Source organism: Pseudomonas sp. DC3200b2, assembly GCF_049895785.1.
Taxonomy (GTDB): Bacteria; Pseudomonadota; Gammaproteobacteria; order Pseudomonadales; family Pseudomonadaceae; genus Aquipseudomonas; species Aquipseudomonas massiliensis.
In genome coordinates this window covers 303,071-322,143 of the sequence record NZ_JAFCTA010000002.1, presented here as the reverse complement: position 1 = coordinate 322,143, position 19,073 = coordinate 303,071, and the positions used below count along the sequence as shown (strand labels likewise).

Annotated in this window: 17 protein-coding genes; 13 read left to right on the top strand and 4 right to left on the bottom strand. The window is 62.1% G+C overall.

Going from position 1 to position 19,073, the window contains the following annotated elements; all coding sequences use genetic code 11:
• Nucleotides 1–23: 23 nt before the first annotated feature.
• The gene (locus ACP691_RS07215; protein ID WP_426198970.1) at nucleotides 24–3,506 is read right to left on the bottom strand and encodes a response regulator; all 3,483 of its coding nucleotides are present in this window, start codon (nucleotides 3,504–3,506) and stop codon (nucleotides 24–26) included.
• 227 nt (nucleotides 3,507–3,733) lie between these two features.
• On the opposite strand from ACP691_RS07215, the gene ACP691_RS07210 reads away from it, so the two are divergent.
• The 3 genes from ACP691_RS07210 to ACP691_RS07200 all read left to right on the top strand — a co-directional run bounded on the left by ACP691_RS07210 (nucleotide 3,734) and on the right by ACP691_RS07200 (nucleotide 6,063).
• Entirely contained in the window at nucleotides 3,734–4,120 is a 387-nt protein-coding gene (locus ACP691_RS07210; RefSeq protein WP_426198969.1) for a response regulator, read from the top strand.
• Between the two features lie 122 nt (nucleotides 4,121–4,242).
• Nucleotides 4,243–5,151, top strand: coding sequence for a helix-turn-helix domain-containing protein (locus tag ACP691_RS07205; RefSeq protein ID WP_426198967.1), 909 nt, complete (start codon nucleotides 4,243–4,245; stop codon nucleotides 5,149–5,151).
• A 120-nt stretch (nucleotides 5,152–5,271) separates the two neighbouring features.
• Nucleotides 5,272–6,063, top strand: a complete 792-nt coding sequence (locus tag ACP691_RS07200; RefSeq protein WP_426198965.1) for a class I SAM-dependent methyltransferase — start codon at nucleotides 5,272–5,274, stop codon at nucleotides 6,061–6,063.
• A gap of 28 nt (nucleotides 6,064–6,091) precedes the next feature.
• On the opposite strand, the gene ACP691_RS07195 is transcribed toward ACP691_RS07200, so the two are convergent.
• Complete coding sequence (locus ACP691_RS07195) at nucleotides 6,092–6,595, bottom strand: MgtC/SapB family protein (protein WP_426198963.1); 504 nt, start codon at nucleotides 6,593–6,595, stop codon at nucleotides 6,092–6,094.
• Nucleotides 6,596–6,658: 63 nt separating this feature from the next.
• Between ACP691_RS07195 and ACP691_RS07190 the strand changes: the two genes are divergently transcribed.
• Nucleotides 6,659–6,865, top strand: coding sequence for a hypothetical protein (locus ACP691_RS07190; protein WP_426198961.1), 207 nt, complete (start codon nucleotides 6,659–6,661; stop codon nucleotides 6,863–6,865).
• A 222-nt stretch (nucleotides 6,866–7,087) separates the two neighbouring features.
• Complete coding sequence (locus ACP691_RS07185; RefSeq protein WP_426198959.1) at nucleotides 7,088–8,479, top strand: MFS transporter; 1,392 nt, start codon at nucleotides 7,088–7,090, stop codon at nucleotides 8,477–8,479.
• Between the two features lie 89 nt (nucleotides 8,480–8,568).
• Here ACP691_RS07185 and ACP691_RS07180 read toward each other — a convergent pair whose 3' ends face one another.
• Together ACP691_RS07180 and ACP691_RS07175 are read right to left on the bottom strand one after the other, a co-directional pair.
• A complete protein-coding gene (locus ACP691_RS07180) occupies nucleotides 8,569–10,662 on the bottom strand; it encodes a putative bifunctional diguanylate cyclase/phosphodiesterase (protein ID WP_426198957.1) in 2,094 nt (697 codons plus the stop codon).
• A gap of 272 nt (nucleotides 10,663–10,934) precedes the next feature.
• On the bottom strand, nucleotides 10,935–11,414 hold the full coding sequence (locus tag ACP691_RS07175; RefSeq protein ID WP_426198955.1) for a GNAT family N-acetyltransferase: 480 nt from the start codon (nucleotides 11,412–11,414) through the stop codon (nucleotides 10,935–10,937).
• 85 nt (nucleotides 11,415–11,499) lie between these two features.
• On the opposite strand from ACP691_RS07175, the gene ACP691_RS07170 reads away from it, so the two are divergent.
• The 8 genes from ACP691_RS07170 to ACP691_RS07135 all read left to right on the top strand — a co-directional run bounded on the left by ACP691_RS07170 (nucleotide 11,500) and on the right by ACP691_RS07135 (nucleotide 18,994).
• Nucleotides 11,500–11,631, top strand: coding sequence for a hypothetical protein (locus tag ACP691_RS07170; RefSeq protein WP_426198953.1), 132 nt, complete (start codon nucleotides 11,500–11,502; stop codon nucleotides 11,629–11,631).
• A gap of 116 nt (nucleotides 11,632–11,747) precedes the next feature.
• Nucleotides 11,748–11,912 (top strand): hypothetical protein, encoded by a 165-nt coding sequence (locus ACP691_RS07165; protein ID WP_426198951.1) that lies wholly within the window; start codon nucleotides 11,748–11,750, stop codon nucleotides 11,910–11,912.
• A gap of 25 nt (nucleotides 11,913–11,937) precedes the next feature.
• Nucleotides 11,938–13,017, top strand: coding sequence for a 3-deoxy-7-phosphoheptulonate synthase (locus ACP691_RS07160; protein ID WP_426198949.1), 1,080 nt, complete (start codon nucleotides 11,938–11,940; stop codon nucleotides 13,015–13,017).
• Nucleotides 13,018–13,104: 87 nt separating this feature from the next.
• Nucleotides 13,105–13,386 (top strand): peptidylprolyl isomerase, encoded by a 282-nt coding sequence (locus ACP691_RS07155; protein ID WP_040262918.1) that lies wholly within the window; start codon nucleotides 13,105–13,107, stop codon nucleotides 13,384–13,386.
• 102 nt (nucleotides 13,387–13,488) lie between these two features.
• The gene (locus ACP691_RS07150; RefSeq protein WP_426198947.1) at nucleotides 13,489–15,333 is read left to right on the top strand and encodes an extracellular solute-binding protein; all 1,845 of its coding nucleotides are present in this window, start codon (nucleotides 13,489–13,491) and stop codon (nucleotides 15,331–15,333) included.
• Nucleotides 15,330–16,376: a microcin C ABC transporter permease YejB gene (locus ACP691_RS07145; RefSeq protein ID WP_426198945.1), complete on the top strand. Its 1,047-nt coding sequence runs from the start codon at nucleotides 15,330–15,332 to the stop codon at nucleotides 16,374–16,376. Before ACP691_RS07150 ends, ACP691_RS07145 begins: the two co-directional genes overlap by 4 nt.
• A complete protein-coding gene (locus tag ACP691_RS07140) occupies nucleotides 16,373–17,395 on the top strand; it encodes an ABC transporter permease (RefSeq protein WP_426199629.1) in 1,023 nt (340 codons plus the stop codon). Before ACP691_RS07145 ends, ACP691_RS07140 begins: the two co-directional genes overlap by 4 nt.
• A gap of 12 nt (nucleotides 17,396–17,407) precedes the next feature.
• Entirely contained in the window at nucleotides 17,408–18,994 is a 1,587-nt protein-coding gene (locus tag ACP691_RS07135; protein WP_426198943.1) for an ABC transporter ATP-binding protein, read from the top strand.
• The last annotated feature ends 79 nt before the right edge of the window (nucleotides 18,995–19,073 follow it).

The window sequence follows — 19,073 nt, the reverse complement described above, 5'->3', positions numbered from 1 at the left end:
GCGAGCCGGTAAGTCTTGCACACTCAAATCCGCTCCAATTGTGGCAACCACACCCGTATCAAAGAGAACAGCCGGTCCAGTTCGATGGGCTTGGCCAGGTAATCGTTCGCCCCTGCATTCAGGCAGCGCTCCTGATCGTCCTTCATCGCCTTGGCCGTGACCGCGATGATTGGAAGCTTGCGCCAGCGCGGATCCTTGCGGATCTCACGGGTCGCCTCGAAGCCGTCCATCTCCGGCATCATCACATCCATCAGCACCAGGTCGATCTCCTGGACCTCGTTCAACCGCTCGATGGCCTCACGGCCATTTCGAGCGATCTCCACCACCGCGCCCTTATGCTCCAGCGCGCTGGTCAGGGCGAAGATGTTGCGCACATCGTCGTCGACCACGAGGATCTTGCGCCCCTCGAAGACCTTGTCGCGGCTGCGTGCCGTCTTCAGCATCTTCTGCCGCTCGTGGGACAACTGCGATTCCACCTTGTGAAGGAACAGCGTCACCTCATCGAGCAGGCGCTCCGGAGAGCGAGCGCCCTTGATGATGATCGAGCGTGAGTACTTGAGCAGTTCGGCTTCTTCTTCCCGGGTCAGGTTGCGCCCGGTATACACGATCACAGGCGGGAACGACCGGATCTCCTCCGTAGACATCCGTTTCAGCAAATCGTTACCGAGCATGTCAGGAAGCTTGAGGTCGATGATCATGCAGTCGTAGATGTTCTCCCGGAGCAGATCCAGCGCTTCCTGGGCGTATCCCACCGCAGTGATCTCGATATCGTCATCGCCGATAAGGCGGGCGATGCTGTCACGCTGGAGGTCGTCGTCTTCCACCAGAAGGATATGCTTGAGTTTCTGGGTCAGCTTGGCCTCGAGCCTGGCGAAAACCGACTTGAGTTCTTCCCGCGAGGTGGGCTTGACCGCATATCCGACCGCACCCATGTGCATGGCCGCTTCAACGCGATCTTCCACGGAAATGACGTGCACCGGGATATGCCGGGTGGCCGCTTGCTCCTTGAGCCGCTGTAGCACGGTGAGGCCTGAGTGATCGGGAAGGCGCATGTCCAGCAGGATGGCATCGGGAAGGAACTGCTCGGCCAGGTCGAAGCCTTCGTCAGCGCCATGGGCGACCAGGCAGCGATAGTTCAGTTCATGGGCCAGGTCATAAAGGATGCGCGCAAAGCTGGGCTCGTCTTCGATGACCAGAATGCAACGTTTGTCCGAGGCCCCCTGCTCCCGGTCGTCCGGGAAACTGGGCAAGCGCGCTGGCGACTGCACCGCCACGGGCGCAGCCGCCGCCACGGGGGCCACGAGGACTTCGGGAGCCGTGTGAGCGACGATCCTCGGCTCGCCTTGCGTAGGAAGGGCGCCTGGCTCGTAATGCTCTGGCAGCACCAGGGTAAAGGTGCTGCCCTGGCCCAGCGCGGAACTGACACTGATGCTGCCACCCAGCAAGGCGGCCAGATCCCGGGAAATGGAGAGTCCTAGGCCGGTTCCGCCATAGCGGCGACTGGTTGTGCCGTCGGCCTGGCGGAAGGCCTCGAAGATGATCTGCTGCTGGTCCGGTGCGATACCGATACCTGAGTCCTTCACACTGAACGCGATAGCATGCTCGCCCGCGCGGCTGACCGTGAGACCGACCTGGCCACGCTCGGTGAACTTCAGGGCATTGGACAGCAGGTTCTTGACGATCTGCTCCACACGCTGCCGGTCGGTGAACAGCGAAACCGGGGCTTGCTCGTCCACGCGCACCTGGAAGTCCAGCCCCTTGTTCGCCGCCAGCGGCTGGAACATCACCCGCAGGCTGTCTGCCAGCCGTTGCACGCTGGTGGTTTCCGGTCGCACGTCCAGCTTGCCCGCTTCAACCTTGGAAATATCAAGGATGTCATTGATGAGGTTGAGCAGGTCGTTACCCGCCGAGTAGATGGACTCGGCGAACTTCACCTGGTCCGCCGACAGGTTGCCTTCCGGGTTTTCAGCCAACAACTTGGCCAGGATCAACGAACTGTTGAGGGGCGTCCGCAGCTCATGAGACATGTTGGCCAGGAACTCGGACTTGTAGCGGCTCGAACGCTGCAACTCGTCGGCCCGCTCCTCGAGCTGAACCTGCGCCTGCTCCAGGGCGTCTCGCTGGCTGGCCAGGGCTTCGGTGCGCTCGGCCAACTGTTCGTTGGTCTGTTCCAGCTCTGCTTGCTGAGTCTCGAGGTATGCCTGGGATTCCTTGAGTACCCGCGACTGTTCTTCCAGCTCTTCGTTGGCGGTTTTCAGCTCTTCCTGCTGCACCTGCAGCTCTTCGTTGAGCTGTTGGGTTTCGGCCAGCACTTCCTGCAGCCGTTGGCGATAACGGGCGGCCTCCAACGAGGTACCGATGTTGCCCGAAATGAGCTCAAGGAAGGCGATGTCGCGCTCGCCCAGCGGGCGCAGGAAGCCAAGTTCCAGCACGGCATTGACCTGGCCATCATTGAGTGCGGGCGCCACAACGACACTGCGCGGCAGCCCCTCGCCCAGGCCGGAGCTGACCTTGAAGTAATCGGCGGGCACATCGTCCAGCCGGTGCAGGCGGGCCTGCTGGGACACTTGCCCGACGATACCCTCGGCGCCACGAATGACGTGATCCCTGCCCTCCTGCTCACGTGAGAAGCCATAGGTAGCGACCCGTCGCAAGTTGCTTTGCTCATCGCGCACATAGAGCGCACCCACCACCGCGCCCAGGTACTGGGAAAAGAACCGCAGCACGTTGTTGCCCAGCGCCTGCACGGTCAATTGCCCCAAAACCTGCTCGGCCAGCTGGGTTTGTCCGGTACGCAGCCAAGCCTGGGCTTCCAGACGCTCAGCGCTTTGATTCTGCGCCTCGAGGATGTCGCCGTACTGATCAGACAGGTTGAGCAGATCACGACGCCCGCGGTACGCCAGCAGGCTGCTTAGCCCGATGATGAACAGAAGATAAATGCTGACAGCGATCCAGGTGGTGCGAGTGACCTCTTCGCTCCGCTGGATGCGCAGTTGCTGTTCCATCGCTACGAAGGCTTCGAATTCCGTGCGTATCTCGTCGGTCAGGCGCTTGCCTCGCCCCGCCTGCACCGCCGCGCGAAAGTCCTGGCCATTGCGACGAAGCATGATCATCTCGGCGCCGAAGTCATTCCAGGCGTGCTGCAGAGAGCCCAGGCGTGTCAAACGGTCCACTTGCTGGGGATTGTCCGACACCAAGTCCTTGAGCGCGTCGAGTTCGGAATCGATCCGCGGCTTGGCCACTTCGTAGGGATCCAGGAAGCGCTCATCTCCGGTCAGGAGGAATCCACGCACCCCGGTTTCCATGTCGATCGAGAGCTTCACGGCCTCGTTGGCGTTATTGATCACCCGGTCGGTGTGGTCGACCCAGCCGATCACGGACATTAGGTAGCTGAGCAACCCGGCGAACACCAAGACGCTGACGACACCCACTCCCAGTGGAAGCGAGACGTTGCGCATGAGGATCTTGCGAAAGGCGGATTCATCAAGTGAGAACGGTTTGGTCATTTCCCTGGCCTGGCTGGAGGACAACGGCGGGTCTGCCGACAATTCGCGCCCCCTTCCCTTCCCGACCGGTGCTCGGAAAGTATTTAGTGGAACGACGAAATTGACGTAGGATACCCGCTTGGCGTGGACGTTCCACCTGCCCGTCGAAAATCTTCGCTCACCTGATGACGCGCCGCCCTAGAAAGCCCGTGCCGGTGGTCGAGTTCATCTATTTATGGAATCTGTGCATGCCTGTAGTCGATACCCCCACCATTCTTGTGGTCGAGGACGATGACATCGTTCGAATGTTGCTGGTGGACATTCTCGAAGAGCTGAATTTCAAGGTATGTGAAGCTGAAAGCTGGGACGCGGCCGCAAGGTTCATCGAGGAACGCGCCGACATCGCCTTGTTGATCACGGACATGAACCTGGGTGACCGCCAGGGCCGCAGCGGCGTGGACCTGGTCAATCATGCCCGGAGCGTGCGCCCTGAGGTTGCGGTGCTAATGGCCAGTGGCTACGGTGATACCCTGGAACTGCCGGAGGGCGCCGAACTGCTGAGCAAGCCATTCACCCTCGACGCCTTGCGTGACCGTGTGCATGCGATGCTGGGGCTGCCAGGGGTTGCTCTGTAAGCCCGCGGGCAGGATACGTCCGGGCAAGGCGCCAGCCAGGCGCGGGGACGTGTCGCCAAACCGATTGAAAGGCAGGGCCGTCTCCGCGATCATGTGAGCTCAGCCCAGGACCCGGCGGCCGCATGAACCGTCCAGCGCGCATCAGCGAACCCTCCTACGAACTGATGGATGACCATGAAGGCCTGTCCATCATCTATCGCCAGCATGGCTTTCCATGCCCGCTGGTCCGCTGGCATTTTCATAAGGAATATGAACTCCATCTGATCACTGCCAGTTCAGGCAAGGTGTTCATCGGTGATTACATCGGCAACTTCAACCCCGGCAGTCTCTTCTTGACGGGGCCCAACCTGCCGCACAACTGGATCAGCCAGGTCGAAGGCTGCGAGGGTTTTCCCCAACGAGACATGCTGGTCAACTTCAGCGATGCCCTCTTTGAAAGCACGCCGTCGGTGTTCGCCGAACTGAGGTCCGTGCTGCCCCTGCTGGAGCGCGCCCGCTATGGCATCGAATTCCGTTCACGCGCTCTGATCAGCGAAGCGACCCGGCTGATGGGCCTCATCGCCCATCACCGCGGTGCGACTCGGCTGGGGTATTTCCTGATTCTGATGGAAGCCTTGGCGACCAGCGATGACTATTGCCTTCTTTCGGCCAGCAGCGCGGCCGACCTGGCCGACGAAACAAACGTGGATCGCACCAACAGAGCGGTGGACTATATCTTTGCCCACTATGGGCGGGACCTCTCTCTGGAGGAAGTTGCCCAGCACCTGCACATGAAACCGACCTACTTCTCTCGCGTGTTCAAACAGTCCACCGGAAGAAGCTTCGTGGAATTCGTGAACAGGCTTCGCATCAGCAAATCCTGCGAACTGCTGGCCGATGGCAATAAGCCCGTCACCCAGGTGTGCTTCGAATCTGGCTTTAACAACATCTCCAATTTCAATCGCCGTTTCCAACAGCTCAAGGGCATGACGCCCAGTGATTACCGCCGGCTGGCGGTACAGCGCCTGACCGAACAGAACCTGCGCTCCTAGGTGCCCAGGCCCGCTCGACGGCGGAGCAGCTTCTGCCAGGTGCGCTACGCTTTCATAGGCATCCAGCCATTTGCGCCGGACCTCCCCGGCTGTTCGCGCCCTGTTGCAGAGGAAACGTTCATGAGCCTTGCCGAAAAACTCCACTTGCCAAGGTTTCCGGGCTTCGGCCTGGTGTCGGAAAACTATGACCGTGGGCGGCCGGGTTACCCGCCGGAGATCGAAAAATGGCTCACTTCCGAAATGCAGATCAGGAACGGCACACCGGTGCTCGACCTGGGCGCCGGCACGGGCAAGTTCACTCGCCTGCTGGTAGACCTGGGGGCCAAGGTCTATGCCGTGGAGCCCGAGCCCACCATGGCTGAGCGCCTGGTGCGCAATGTGCCTGGAATCACCCATTACCAAGGCGTCGCCGAAGCCATTCCGCTGGACCCGCAAAGCGTCAAGGCGGTCGTGTGCGCGCAGTCTTTCCACCTGTTCGCCAGTGATGCCACCATGGAGCAGATCCATCGTGTGCTGCAACCTGGCGGCCACCTGGGTCTGTTCTGGAACGTTCGGGACACCACTGTCGGCTGGGTCAAGGCCCTGGCTGAGATCGTCAATCGCCACAGTGGGGATCATCCCCGTTACTACGACTTCAAATGGCGCGAGCCGCTGGACAAGCGTTTGGCCAAGGGATATGCCCCCTTCAAGGAAGAAACCTGGAAGCACGTGCACACCGGCACGCCTGAAGACGTCATCATCAGGCGGGTCCAGTCGATCAGCTTCATTGCAGCGGCGCCGGAGGCGCGCAAGAGCGAAATCATGGGCGAGGTGCGCGAGCTGATCGCCACCCATCCGGACCTGGCGGGGAAGGAAATCGTGAGTGTCCCCTATGAAACACGGGCGGTACGGACAGTCAAGATACTTCCATGAAGCCCCATGGCTTGACGCATGGCTCGGCTTACGGCTCCGCCGATTTGCGCTCGGCCCGCTCCACCAGCCGAGGCCCAAGGGCCAACACCGCCCAGGCCAGCAGCGTGCTCAGCACAGCGGTGGCCTCGCGGCCCATGCCCGCGGTGATCCCGATGGCCGCCGTCATCCAGAGGCCGGCAGCCGTGGTCAAGCCCTTGACGTGGTGGGCATCCGTGCTGTTGCCCTTGAGGATGGTACCGGCACCCAGGAAACCGATACCGGCCACTATGCCCTGCACTACCCGGCTCATGGCATCGGCCTGGGATCCGGCCATGTGGGGCACCAGCACGAAAAGCGCGGCGCCGATGGACACCAGCATGTGGGTGCGCACGCCAGCGGCCTTGCCGTTCTGCTCCCGTTCGAAACCCAGGATACCGCCGAGCAAGGCAGCGATCAGCAAGCGCACCGTGACCCGAGTCAGCTGCTCGACATCCGTGATGTCCGCGAACTCACTTCGCAGGGCTTCCCACACCTGCCCCCAACCGCCGTCCATAGGTACTCCAATGACCTTTATCAGCGTTCGACTCAAGCGCAACCGCAAAGTGCCGAGGTGCCAGTGGCTATTGTAATGTTCGAGGAGCAAGGGGTGGTTCGCCTGCAAATGCCAGAGCTGCCAGGACCGGACGAAGCCAAGGAAGTCTCGATAACCGAAGACAGCAAGGGTATTTATGCTGAACTGGGAGGGCTTAGGGCAAGGGTCATCCTGGAACAGGCGGAGCGCCTTATCACCGCTGGCGCCAGGGATCACCGCACCCGCCAATGAGGTTTCCTTCCAGAATTTCTTCCTGAGATTGATTCTCACTCTAGGCTTATGCTCAAGGCTTAGGCAGAATACCTCGTTCGTTAATCGAACGCATTTCAGGCGCCTCCCCCGGGCGTGGTTGACGCCCCTCCAAGCGGCTGATATTCATGTACCACCCGGTTAGTTTTGCCTCCAGGCATGACAACGGCCACGCGCTTGATAATAAAAACAACGGAGACAAACATGGCTAGCCATGACATCCATGCCAAAGGCTCGAACCAGACGAAGAAGGCCACCGCGAGCGGTTGGGTCGGCTCCGCGCTGGAGTACTACGATTTCTTCATCTACGCTCAAGCCGCTGCGCTGATTTTCCCTCAACTGTTTTTCCCTTCTACGGATCCCAAGATCGCGATAGTGGCGTCATTGGCAACCTATGGCGTCGGCTATGTAGCCAGGCCGATCGGCGCCTTCGTACTGGGTCACCTTGGCGATACTCGCGGGCGCAAGAACGTACTGCTGATGTGCATGTTCCTTATGGGGTTCGCTACCATGGCGGTAGGCTTGCTGCCTACGTACCATCAAGTGGGCATGCTGGCCCCCGCGCTGCTGGTGGTCTTGCGGCTGATCCAGGGCTTTGCCGTCGCCGGCGAGATCTCCGGCGCCAGCTCGATGATCATGGAACACGCACCCTTCGGGCGCCGCGGCTATTACGCGAGCTATACGCTGCAGGGGGTACAGGCCGGGCAGATCTTCGCCGCCGCGATTTTCCTGCCGTTGTCCTACTTCATGCCCGAAGAAGCGTTCAATACCTGGGGCTGGCGTATTCCCTTCCTGCTCAGCGCGGTGGTGCTGATCGCCGGAGTCATCATTCGCCGCGAAGTACACGAAACGCCTGCCTTCTCCCAGGCTGAGGCCAAGGGCGCGGTCACCCGCGCGCCGGTCAAGGAAGCCTTCCAGAAGAACTGGCAGAACATGGGGCTGGTGACCTGCATGGCCCTGATGAACGTGATCCCGGTGGTTGCCACCGTGTTCGGCGCAGCCTATGCGGTGCAACCGGCATATGGAATCGGCTTCGAGAAAAGCGTCTACCTCTGGATTCCAGTGGTGGGTAACCTGGTTGCGGTAATGGTGATCCCCTTCGTGGGCAACTGGTCCGACAAAGTCGGCCGTCGACCCATGATCATTGGTGGTGCCTTGGGCTCAGGCCTGCTGTCCTTCGCTTATCTCTATGCCATCAGTGCTCACAACGTCCCCTTGGCCTTCGTGATGTCGCTGCTGATGTGGGGGGTGGTGTATCAGGGGTACAACGCGGTATTCCCAAGCTTCTATCCGGAGCTGTTCCAGACCCGCTACCGGGTATCGGCCATGGCCATTTCCCAGAACATCGGTACCATGATCACCGCCCTACTACCCGCGTTGTTCGCTGCCGTCGCCCCGCCAGGCTCCGAAAACGTGCCCCTGACCGTAGGCTGCATTGCCTTGGCAGTGACCGCCATCGCCGCGCTGGCCGCGTTCACCGCGAAGGAAACCTACCGGATTCCCATGGAGGATCTGGGCAAGCGCGACGCTACTCCGGTAGAAAAGCGCGACTATGACGCCATGCGCTCGCAGGCAGCGCCGCAAGCGCGGATATGAGTGCCTGAACCAGGAAGCCCGGGCTCGATGCCCGGGCTTTTTTCATCCAGGCGAACCTACCTCGGATAGCCATCCGTTTCGACAGGTTTTCAATGTTCCGGCACTGAAGCCACTGCCTGCTTGCCCACGATTTCCGCCATGAATCGCTCCGCCGGTTGCGGACGCCCGAGCAGGTAGCCCTGCAATGAGTCACAGCCCAGCCGGGTAAGAAAGGCTTGCTGGTTATCGGTTTCCACGCCCTCGGCCACGATGCGCAGGCCCAAAGCCTGTCCAAGGGCTACGATGGCCGACACGATGGCTGCATCGTCGCTATCCTGCTCCAGGTCACGAACGAAGCCACGATCGATCTTCAGCTCGTTGGCCGGCAGGCGCTTGAGGTACATCAGGCTGGAATAACCGGTGCCGAAGTCATCGATGGAAATATCCACCTGCATGTCGGCCAGCCGTTGAAGCACGCTCATGCTGGCGTCGGCGTCATTCATGGCGGTACTTTCAGTGATTTCGAGCGTCAGGTTGTCGGCGCGCAGGTGATTGCGGGCCAATGCATCGGCCACGCTCTGCACCAGACCGCCGTGACAGAATTGCAGGGCGGACAGGTTGACCGCGACCCGCCAATGGCCGTAGCCGGCCGCGACCCACTGGGCCATCTGCCGGCAGGCTTCGTTCAGTACCCAGTCGCCGATGGCGATGATCAGACCGGTCTTTTCCGCCAGCTCGATGAATTTATCCGGACCCAGGAGGCCCATTTGGGGGTGCTGCCATCGCAGCAACGCTTCGGCGCCGACAGGCTGGCCGGTCGACGCGTCGATCTTCGGCTGGTAGAAGAGGCGGAACTCGCCACGCTGCTCAGCCAGGCGCAGGTCCTGGATCAACTGCAGTTGCTTGCGGGCATTGCTGTTCATGGACGCGTCGAAGAAGCTGTAACCGTTCTTGCCACTGCTCTTGGCATGGTACATGGCCGCGTCGGCATTGATCAGCAGCTGGTGCTGGTCACTGCCGCAGCCTGGATAGAGGACTACGCCGACACTGGCCGAGACCTGCAGCTCCTGCTCGGCGACCGAGAAAGGCCGGGCCAGCAGGGCCACCTGGTGCGCTGCCACCGACACTGCATCATCGGGCCGGCGCAGGGGCACCAGCAGGACGAATTCATCCCCCCCAATGCGCGCCAGGGTGTGCTCGGCGCCCAACCCTTCGCTCAAGCGCTGGGCCACCGCCAGCAGCAACTGGTCCCCAACGTGATGACCAAAAGCGTCGTTGATGGGCTTGAAGCTGTCCAGGTCGATGAACATCAAGGCGAAGCAGCTTTCACTCTCTGTCGCCCGCTGCATGGCTTGAGTGATTCGGTCACCCAGAAGCATGCGATTGGGCAAGCCGGTCAGGGAGTCATGCAGGGCCAGCCGGGTAAGTTTCCTGTTGGCCGCGGTCAGAGAGCTGGCCAGGTCGGCGGTGCGCTCCTCCAGGCGTGCGTCCAGAACTGAAGTCAGCAAGGCGATGGCAAGTACGCTGAGGGTAGTCACTATGACCAGGTAGACCAGGCCGTCGCCGGTCAGGCCGGCACCGTCGAGGGCGCCACAGTAGCTTCCATCGGGAAAGCGCGCGGCCGCCATGCCGGTATAGTGCATGCCGACGATGGCAAGCCCCATGATCACGGCCGCCCCGGCACGCGCCACGCGTACGTATGGGGTATGCCTGCGCAAGCGGTACGCGATGATGAGCGCGGCCGCGGAAGCCCCTATCGCGATCATCAGGGAAAGGATGAACAAGGCAGGGTCGTAGACGATGCCTGGCATCATGCGCATGGCGGCCATGCCGGTGTAATGCATGGCCGCTACACCGGCCCCCAGGATGAGCGCGCCACAGGCCAGGCGCGGCCACGGCAGGCTCGGTTGGCCGACCAGCCAGAGTGCGAAACCTGAACTGCCTACGGCGATGAGCAACGAAAGCACCGTAATGCCCAGGTCATAGCCGAGCTCGATGGGCAAGCTGAACGCAAGCATGCCGATGAAATGCATGGACCAGATACCAACGCCCATCGCCAACGAGCCGCCCAGCATCCACAGGTAGGCCGAGCGCCCCGTGGCACTGGCGATCCGGCCGGCCAGGTCGAGCGCTGTATAGGAGGCCAGCATGGCTACCAGGAAGGAGGCGAGCACCAGCGCCGGTGAATAGGTACCTGTCAACATAAGCTTACCAACGAATCTGATAGGAAAGGCAGAGCTCAACTCGGAGCCAGCACCGCCGGGCATCGTGTCGATACCTGGACAATTCAAGGATGGACGTCCTGAATCAGGAACCTGAACCAATACGAACCTTATGCAAGGTTATCGGCCAAAGAGTACCGGACTGAACGCATCCCCGTGGCCACCGGTCAGTACAAGCCTAGACCAAGCTCCCGGCGCTGGAGCGAGATTGTACAGACCGCGAAAACTTGTACATGAAAAGTTTTGTATGCGCCTTATAGCAATTCGCTGCCCTGGCGTTCCAGCCCCGGCACGGCGCGCTCCATTCGCCAAAAGCACAAATCCTCTCCAACCACTGCAAGGCCCTTGCGCTTATACAATCGCTGTGCAGGGTTGTCCTTGAAGACCATCAATCGCAACCTCAACAGGCGTCGTTGCGCCGCAATGGCCAGGGCATGGTCCAGTACCGTGGCCCCTATGCCCCGCCCGCGGGCCTGTTCCACCAGATGCAATTCGCGGATATACAGCGCGCGGGCGTCCGCGCTCAGGCTCACAAAGCCTACCGCCTCGTCCAGGACCCGCAGCAAATGGTTCTCCCGCCAGCTCCAGCCGGCATCGAAATCGGCGTCTTGCCAGAGCAGGCCATGACGCGTGTAGTAAGGCACCATGGTCTTGCGGGCCAGGTTCCTCGCAAAGGGCAAGTCGGCATCGCTGGCCGGCGTGAAGATGACGTCGTCCACTGCATTCCTCGTCATACGGACCTCAATCGGGTGCGCAAAGCGGGGATTGCGACCCGCCAATGCCTCACGTAAGCTCTAGCGCTCACTGGGAGACACTAGCATGGCCCTGGCTCTTCGCATCTTTACCACGCTCGCTGCCGTCGCATCGCTGTCGGCCGGCTCGGTAGCGGGCGTGATTCCGGCTTATGCACGCGCTTATTTTGGCTATTGGTTTAGCCACTGGCGCGTCTGAGTGTCCCATTCAGGCGCCCATCCACCGGGTCGCCTGCCGCCGTTTTTCGAAACCCCTGGTCGGCCACCCGACCAGGGGTTTCGTTTTTCTTGCACCTAACGACTGGAGCTTCTGCCATGACCTACACCACCTACCGCACCTTTTATACCTACGCCTGGCGATTTAGCGCGCCCCGCTCGGTGCAACACGCCACCTCCGAACGGCCTGTCCTGGGTGGCGAAGCCCCTGTCCGCGGCTCATCGCGCTCACGAACACCACTACCCTCCCGCTTGCGTGCCTGAACGCAGCGGGCGATAAGGATCGCCCATGAATACCCTGGTTACCCGACTCGACCCCACCTCCAGCGCTGTCCGCCACCTTCCGGCAGCCGCCCCCCAGGAAAGCATCGGCCAGCGCCTGCCCACTGCCTACGCGCTTCGCCAGGCCCTTCCCTGCTCTGCCGGGCTCGCCGCCCAGGTTGCGCTACAGCGTCAGCAGGTCGAGGCCATCCTGAGCGGCCGCGACGACCGCCTGCTGGTCATCGCCGGGCCTTGTTCCCTGCATGACCCCAAGGCTGCCCTGGAGTACGGCAGTCACCTCGCCCGCCTGGCCGTTGCCTGCGAAGACAAGATGCTGATCGTTATGCGCGCCTATGTGGAAAAGCCTCGCACTACCATCGGCTGGAAGGGCCTGCTCTACGACCCCCACCTCGATGGCAGCGACGATCTGCTATTAGGCCTGGCCTTGTCCAGGGAGTTGATGCTGGGGCTAATGTCCCTGGGGCTGCCATTGGCCGGCGAATTGCTCCAGCCCATGGCCAGCGCCTATTTCGACGACTTGCTTGCCTGGGCTGCCGTGGGCGCGCGGACCACAGAATCCCAGGTGCATCGGGAAATGGCCAGTGGCCTGGCCCTGCCGGTAGGGTTCAAGAACGGCACGGACGGCTCCCTCGGCGTGGCTTGCGATGCCATTCGCAGCGCGGCCCATCCGCACCGCTACCTTGGCCTGGATACCCATGGCCACCCGGCCTTGCTGCGCAGTGAAGGTAACCCCCACTGCCACCTGGTGCTACGTGGTGGCCATGGTGGCCCCAACTACAGCGAAGCGCACCTTTCCAGTGCCCGGGCCCAGCTGAGCAAGGCCGGGCTCAATACCCGCTTGATCGTAGACTGCAGCCATGCCAACAGTGACAAGGATCCGCTGCGCCAGCCCCAGGTGATGAACGAGGTGCTTCGCCAGCGCGGCGAGGGAAACCGAGACCTGGTAGGGGTCATGCTGGAAAGCCATCTGTTCGAAGGGGCTCAGCCCACCGGGCCGCGGCTGCGCTACGGCGTCTCCATTACCGACGCCTGCCTGGGTTGGGAATCGACCGAGGCCCTGCTGCGCTCGAGCCTGGCATCGCTCTGAGCTCTGATGGGAAACCAGCGCGAGGCGCTGGCCTGTTCGCCCGTCGCGCGTTAGGCTGTTCCGTTCAATCAATGAGGAGACACCCCCATGGCCAAAGCCACCGCACGCCACATCCTGGTATCCAGCGAGGAGAAATGTAACGAACTCAAGGCCCAGATCGAGGGCGGCGCCGACTTCGCCGAGATTGCCAAAGCCAACTCAAGCTGTCCTTCCAGTCGTCAGGGCGGCGACCTGGGCTCCTTCGGTCCGGGCCAGATGGTCAAGGAATTCGACCAGGTGGTATTCAGCGCCCCGGTGAATACCGTGCAAGGCCCGGTCAAGACGCAATTCGGCTATCACCTGCTGGAAGTCACCAGCCGCCAGGATTGATGCTCGCCCCGATTCGGCCCGTTCACGCGGGCCGTTTCGTTTCTGCGCACGGACGTGCATGATAGCGTCTAGACATCTTCCCGGGTGCGCTCAAGGCCTTCCATGCGATCGGTTTTCCTGCTTATCAGTTGCGCCCTTGCGCTGGCCGCCGCGCCGGTAGTCGCCGCGCCCCTGCATGCCCTGACGGTGTACGGCGAGGCGCCCAAATATGGCGCGCAGTTTCGGCATTTCGACTACGTCAACCCGGACGCACCCAAGGGTGGCAGCTTGCGGCGAGCGGCCATGGACATCGGCCAGTTCGACCATCTGATGCCCTATATCGACAAGGGAATCGGCGTTTCCCAGATCGACGGCCTGGTGTATGCCCCCTTGGCGGTGCGCTCCCTGGACGAACCCTACACCGTCTACGGCCTGGTCGCCGAGGGAATGGAACTGAGCGACGACCGCCTGAGCCTGCGGTTCTTCCTGAACCCCAGGGCGCGTTTCGCGGATGGCTCGCCCATCACTGGCGAAGATGTGCGCTATACCTTCGACCTGTTGATGACCCAGGGCAGCCTTCGTTACCGCGCTCAGTTCGCCGATGTGTCCCAGGTCGTGGTAGAGGGTGATCGCCGGGTGCGCTTCGACTTCAAGAACCGGGACAGCCGCACCCTGCCGCTGGACCTGGCGGCCCTTCCGGTATTCCCCGAACACTGGTGGCAAAGCCGGGACTTCGCCAATGGTGGCGGCTTCGAGCCGCCGCTGGGGAGTGGCCCCTACCGGGTCGGCAAGGTCGATAACGGCCGCAGCCTCACATTGGAACGCAACCCCGACTGGTGGGGCAAGGATTTGCCCGTAGCCAAGGGCATGTTCAACTTCGACCACTTCAGCGTGGAATACTTCGCCGATATCGACGTGGCCCGGCAGGTGCTGCGCGGCGGCGGCTTCGACTACAATCGCGAGTTCTCGGCCACCGGCTATACCATCGGTTATGCCGGCCCGGCGCTGGAAGACGGCCGTCTGCAAAGGGCACAGTTGGCGCCCAAGGGATTGCAGCCAGCGCAAGGCTACGTCTTCAACCTGTCCCGCCCTGTCTTCCAGGACAGGCGGGTGCGCCAGGCCCTGGCGATGCTCTGGGATTTCGAGTGGAGCAATCGCCAGCTGATGCGCAACCTGTACATCCGCCAGCAAAGCTACTTCTCCAATAGCCCGCTGGCGGCCACCGCGCCGCCCACCCCCGCGGAACTGGTTATCCTCGAACCTTTGCGCGACCAGGTACCGACGGAGGTCTTCGGCCAGCCGTTCCAGGCGCCCAGAACCGATGGCAGCGGCTTCATCCGGGACAAGCAGCTTCAAGCGCTGCAACTACTGGCCGAGGCCGGCTGGCACCCTGTCGGTGACCACCTCGTCAACGCCGATGGCCAGGCGCTGAGCTTTTCGTTTCTTGAGGCCCAGGCCAGCCTCGAGCGCCTCCTCCTGCCTTACAAGCGGACCCTGGCGCAAATCGGCATCGACATGCAGATCCGCCGCATCGACCCTTCGCAATACCTGAACCGGCTGATGGCCCGGGACTACGACATGATCGTCACCGGTTATCCGGTGTCCGCATCGCCGGGCCTGGAACTGTACAACTACTTTGGCTCAGCCGCGGCCACGGACACGGGGTCCGGCAACTACATGGCGCTACGCGACCCGGCGGTAGACCATCTGATCGACGGCGTGGTCAAGGCCGACAGTTTCCAGGCCATGATGGACCACGCTCACGCGCTGGACCGTGTGCTGCAGTGGAACCACTACTGGATCCCCAACTATTACCCGCCTGGGACGTCCACGGTCTGGTGGAACCGCTTCGGCATTCCCAAGGTCCAGGCAGCCTATGACGAGGCCCCTGAAACCTGGTGGGAAATCAGCCCTACCCCGCTGACCACCGCGCAGATGGCCGAACGCAACGCGGGAGCGGCCCGATGACGCTCTACATTCTGCGCCGGTTACTGCTTATCCTGCCAACGTTGCTGGTGATTTTGCTGGTGAACTTCATCATCGTTCAGGCCGCTCCCGGCGGGCCGGTGGAGCAGGCCATCGCCCGTCTGCAAGGCGTTGGCAACGGCGGCAACGCTGACGTCGCCCAAGGCAGCTCCCGAGCCAGCCGCGGCCTGGACCCACAACTGATCAAGGAAATCGAGCGCCAGTACGGTTTCGACAAGCCGGCCCATGAACGGCTGTGGTTGATGCTGACGCACTACGCCCGATTCGACTTTGGGACCAGTTTCTTCCGCGGCGCTCGCGTTACCGATCTGATCCTGGACAAGATGCCGGTCACACTATCCCTGGGGTTCTGGGCCACGCTCATCACTTACCTGGTATCCATTCCGCTGGGTATCCGCAAGGCCGTGCGCCATGGCAGCGCCTTCGATATCTGGAGCAGCAGCGCGGTGATCGTCGGCTATGCCATGCCCTCTTTCCTTTTCGCCATGCTGCTGATCGTAGTGTTCTGCGGCGGTACCGGACTGAATTGGTTCCCGGTGCGCGGGCTGGTGTCCGAAGATTTCGAGCAGCTGTCCACCCTGGGCAAGCTGGCCGATTACTTCTGGCACCTGGTGCTCCCCGTGCTTTCCCTGGTCATCGGCGGGTTCGCCAGCCTGACCATCCTCACCAAGAATGCGTTCCTCAATGAGATCACTCGCCAATACGTGGTCACGGCTCGGGCCAAGGGCGTGAGCGAGCGCCGGGTGCTTTACGGACACATGTGGCGCAATGCGATGCTGGTAGTGGTGGCCGGATTGCCCCAAGCGTTCGTCAGCGTGTTCTTCGCCGGCTCGCTGCTGACGGAAGTGATTTTCTCCCTCGACGGGCTAGGCCGCATGAGCTATGAAGCGGCCGTATCCAGGGATTACCCGGTGGTGTTCGGTTCATTGTTCATCTTTACCCTGTTCGGCCTGCTCATCAAACTGGTGGGCGACCTTTGCTACCGGCTGGTCGACCCGCGCATCGATTTTTCGAGGAATGCCTGATGCGCCTGTCTCCCCTGGCACGCCGGCGCCTGGAGCGCTTTCGCAAGAACCGCCGTGGCTGGTGGTCCCTCTGGTTGTTCACCGGGCTGTTCGCGCTGTGCCTGTGTGCCGAACTGGTAGCCAACGACAAGCCTCTGTTGGTCAAGATCGACGGCCATTATCGTTTTCCGGTGGTGGTGCGCTACACCGAGCAGGAACTGGGCGGAATGTTGCCGTTCCAACCCGACTACCGTAGCGATTACGTGCGCAAACTGATCGCCGACCGCGACGGCTGGATGCTTTTTCCTCCCGTACCCTTTGGCCCGGATACGCCTAACTACGAGCTGTCCCGGCCGGCCCCCAGCCCACCGAGCTCGAGCAACTGGCTGGGCACTGACGACCAGGCCCGGGATGTACTGGCGCGGGTGCTCTACGGAGCTCGTGTCTCGATCCTGTTCGCCCTGGCGTTGACCGTGCTGAGCTCGCTGATCGGCATTGTCGCGGGCGCGCTGCAGGGATACTACGGCGGCTGGATCGATCTGCTGGGACAGCGCTTGCAAGAGGTGTGGTCCGGCCTGCCGGTGCTGTACCTGCTGATCATACTTTCCGGCTTCGTCGAACCGGGTTTCTGGTGGTTGCTGGGGATCATGACGTTGTTCTCCTGGCTTGCACTGGTGGACGTCGTCAGGGCCGAGTTCCTCCGTGGGCGCAGCCTGGAATACGTCAAGGCGGCGCGGGCCCTGGGGCTGCCGACCCGTACCGTGATCTGGCGGCACATCCTGCCCAACGCCATGAACGCGACCCTGAGTTACCTACCCTTCATTCTCACAGGCGCCATCACTACCCTGAGCGCGCTGGACTTCCTCGGTTTCGGCATGCCCGCCGGCAGCGCCTCTCTGGGCGAGCTGATCAGCCAGGGCAAGCAGAACCTGCAGGCGCCCTGGCTTGGCCTGACCGCCTTCTTCTCGCTGGGCATCATCCTGTGCCTGCTGGTGTTCATCGGCGAGGCGTTGCGCGATGCCTTCGACCCCCGCGCCTGACCGGAGCCTGCCATGAGCGAGCCGTTGATCGAAATTCGTGACCTGTGGGTGGCCTTCAATGGCGAGCCGGCGGTACGCAATCTAAGCCTGGACATAGGCCCTGGTGAATGCCTGGCCCTCGTCGGGGAGTCCGGATCGGGCAAATCCGTCACCGCCAATTCGATTCTTGGTCTTTTGCCAGCCCACGCCTGCCATGTGCAGGGCAGCATCCGCTACCACGGGCAGGAACTGATCGGTGCCAGCGATCAATGCCTGCGCGAGCTGCGCGGCAACCGCATCGCCATGATCTTCCAGGAGCCGATGACCTCCCTGAACCCGCTGCATACCGTTGAACGGCAGATCGGCGAAACCCTGCTGGTGCATCGTGGCGTTGCGGGCAAGGCCGCCAGGGCGCGCATTCTCGAATTGCTGGAGCTGGTCGGCATCAGCGATCCCAGGTCGCGTTTGCGCGCCTATCCCCATCAGTTGTCGGGCGGCCAGCGCCAGCGGGTGATGATCGCCATGGCCTTGGCGTGCGAGCCTGAACTGCTGATCGCTGACGAGCCTACCACCGCTCTGGACGTAACCGTGCAGCGCAAGATCCTGGCCTTGTTGAAATCGTTACAGCAGCGGCTCGGCATGTCCCTGCTGTTGATCAGCCATGACTTGAACCTGGTGCGCAGCATTGCCCAGCGGGTCTGTGTCATGCGGGCCGGGGAATCAGTTGAACAGGCAGACTGCGCCACGCTGTTCAGCGCCCCCCGGCATCCCTACAGCCGGCTACTGCTGGATGCGGAGCCGGCCGGCGAGCCGTTGGATCTGGAACCCAGGGAACCTGTGTTGGCAGTGGATGGGCTCAGGGTCTGGTATGCCCTGGGCGGGGGCCTGTTCCGCCGCCCCTGGGGCCATGTCAGGGCGGTGGATGACGTAAGCCTGTCGGTGCAGCACGGCAAGACCCTGGGCATCGTCGGCGAGTCCGGCTCCGGCAAGTCCACCCTCGGTCAAGCCATCCTGCGGCTCATAGCGTCCGAGGGCGTCATCGCCTTCCAGGGCCAAGAGTTGCAACGCTTGACCCAAAAGCAGCTGCGCCCGTGGCGCAGGAAAATGCAGGTCGTTTTCCAAGACCCGTACGGCAGCCTGAGCCCGCGCATGTCGGTGGCGCAGATCATCGCCGAGGGTCTTGAAATGCATCAGCGCGCCAGTGCCCGCCAATGTGAGGATGCGGTAGTTCAAGCCTTGCAGGAAGTGGGCATAGATCCGGCTACGCGGCATCGCTACCCGCACGAATTTTCCGGCGGGCAGCGCCAACGCATCGCGATCGCCCGCGCCCTGGTGCTCAAGCCCGATCTCATCCTGCTGGACGAGCCCACCTCCGCGCTGGACCGTACTGTGCAGAAGCAGGTGCTCAACCTGTTGCGCCAGTTGCAGAAACGTCACGGCCTCACCTATCTGTTCATCAGCCATGACCTGGCCGTTATCCGCGCCCTGGCCCACGACGTGATCGTGCTCAAGGACGGCCAGGTGGTGGAGCGCGGCGCCACCGAAGAATTGTTCAGTTCCCCAAGACACCCCTATACCCAGGAGCTGCTGGCAGCCTCGGCAGTGACAGCGTCGGCCTAGTAGGTACCCTCCCAAAAGCCGACACCGCCCTGCGCCAATGCTATGCTTGGCGGCTTTGCAGGGCGTGCCGCCCGGTTTA

Coding starts and splice junctions, on each gene's coding strand:
- ACP691_RS07180 (WP_426198957.1), bottom strand. CDS start 10,662: ATGTTGACAGGTACCTATTCACCGGCGCTGGTGCTCGCCTCCTTCCTG.
- ACP691_RS07185 (WP_426198959.1), top strand. CDS start 7,088: ATGGCTAGCCATGACATCCATGCCAAAGGCTCGAACCAGACGAAGAAG.
- ACP691_RS07175 (WP_426198955.1), bottom strand. CDS start 11,414: ATGACGAGGAATGCAGTGGACGACGTCATCTTCACGCCGGCCAGCGAT.
- ACP691_RS07205 (WP_426198967.1), top strand. CDS start 4,243: ATGAACCGTCCAGCGCGCATCAGCGAACCCTCCTACGAACTGATGGAT.
- ACP691_RS07210 (WP_426198969.1), top strand. CDS start 3,734: ATGCCTGTAGTCGATACCCCCACCATTCTTGTGGTCGAGGACGATGAC.
- ACP691_RS07170 (WP_426198953.1), top strand. CDS start 11,500: ATGGCCCTGGCTCTTCGCATCTTTACCACGCTCGCTGCCGTCGCATCG.
- ACP691_RS07135 (WP_426198943.1), top strand. CDS start 17,408: ATGAGCGAGCCGTTGATCGAAATTCGTGACCTGTGGGTGGCCTTCAAT.
- ACP691_RS07160 (WP_426198949.1), top strand. CDS start 11,938: ATGAATACCCTGGTTACCCGACTCGACCCCACCTCCAGCGCTGTCCGC.
- ACP691_RS07145 (WP_426198945.1), top strand. CDS start 15,330: ATGACGCTCTACATTCTGCGCCGGTTACTGCTTATCCTGCCAACGTTG.
- ACP691_RS07200 (WP_426198965.1), top strand. CDS start 5,272: ATGAGCCTTGCCGAAAAACTCCACTTGCCAAGGTTTCCGGGCTTCGGC.
- ACP691_RS07155 (WP_040262918.1), top strand. CDS start 13,105: ATGGCCAAAGCCACCGCACGCCACATCCTGGTATCCAGCGAGGAGAAA.
- ACP691_RS07195 (WP_426198963.1), bottom strand. CDS start 6,595: ATGGACGGCGGTTGGGGGCAGGTGTGGGAAGCCCTGCGAAGTGAGTTC.
- ACP691_RS07165 (WP_426198951.1), top strand. CDS start 11,748: ATGACCTACACCACCTACCGCACCTTTTATACCTACGCCTGGCGATTT.
- ACP691_RS07150 (WP_426198947.1), top strand. CDS start 13,489: ATGCGATCGGTTTTCCTGCTTATCAGTTGCGCCCTTGCGCTGGCCGCC.
- ACP691_RS07215 (WP_426198970.1), bottom strand. CDS start 3,506: ATGACCAAACCGTTCTCACTTGATGAATCCGCCTTTCGCAAGATCCTC.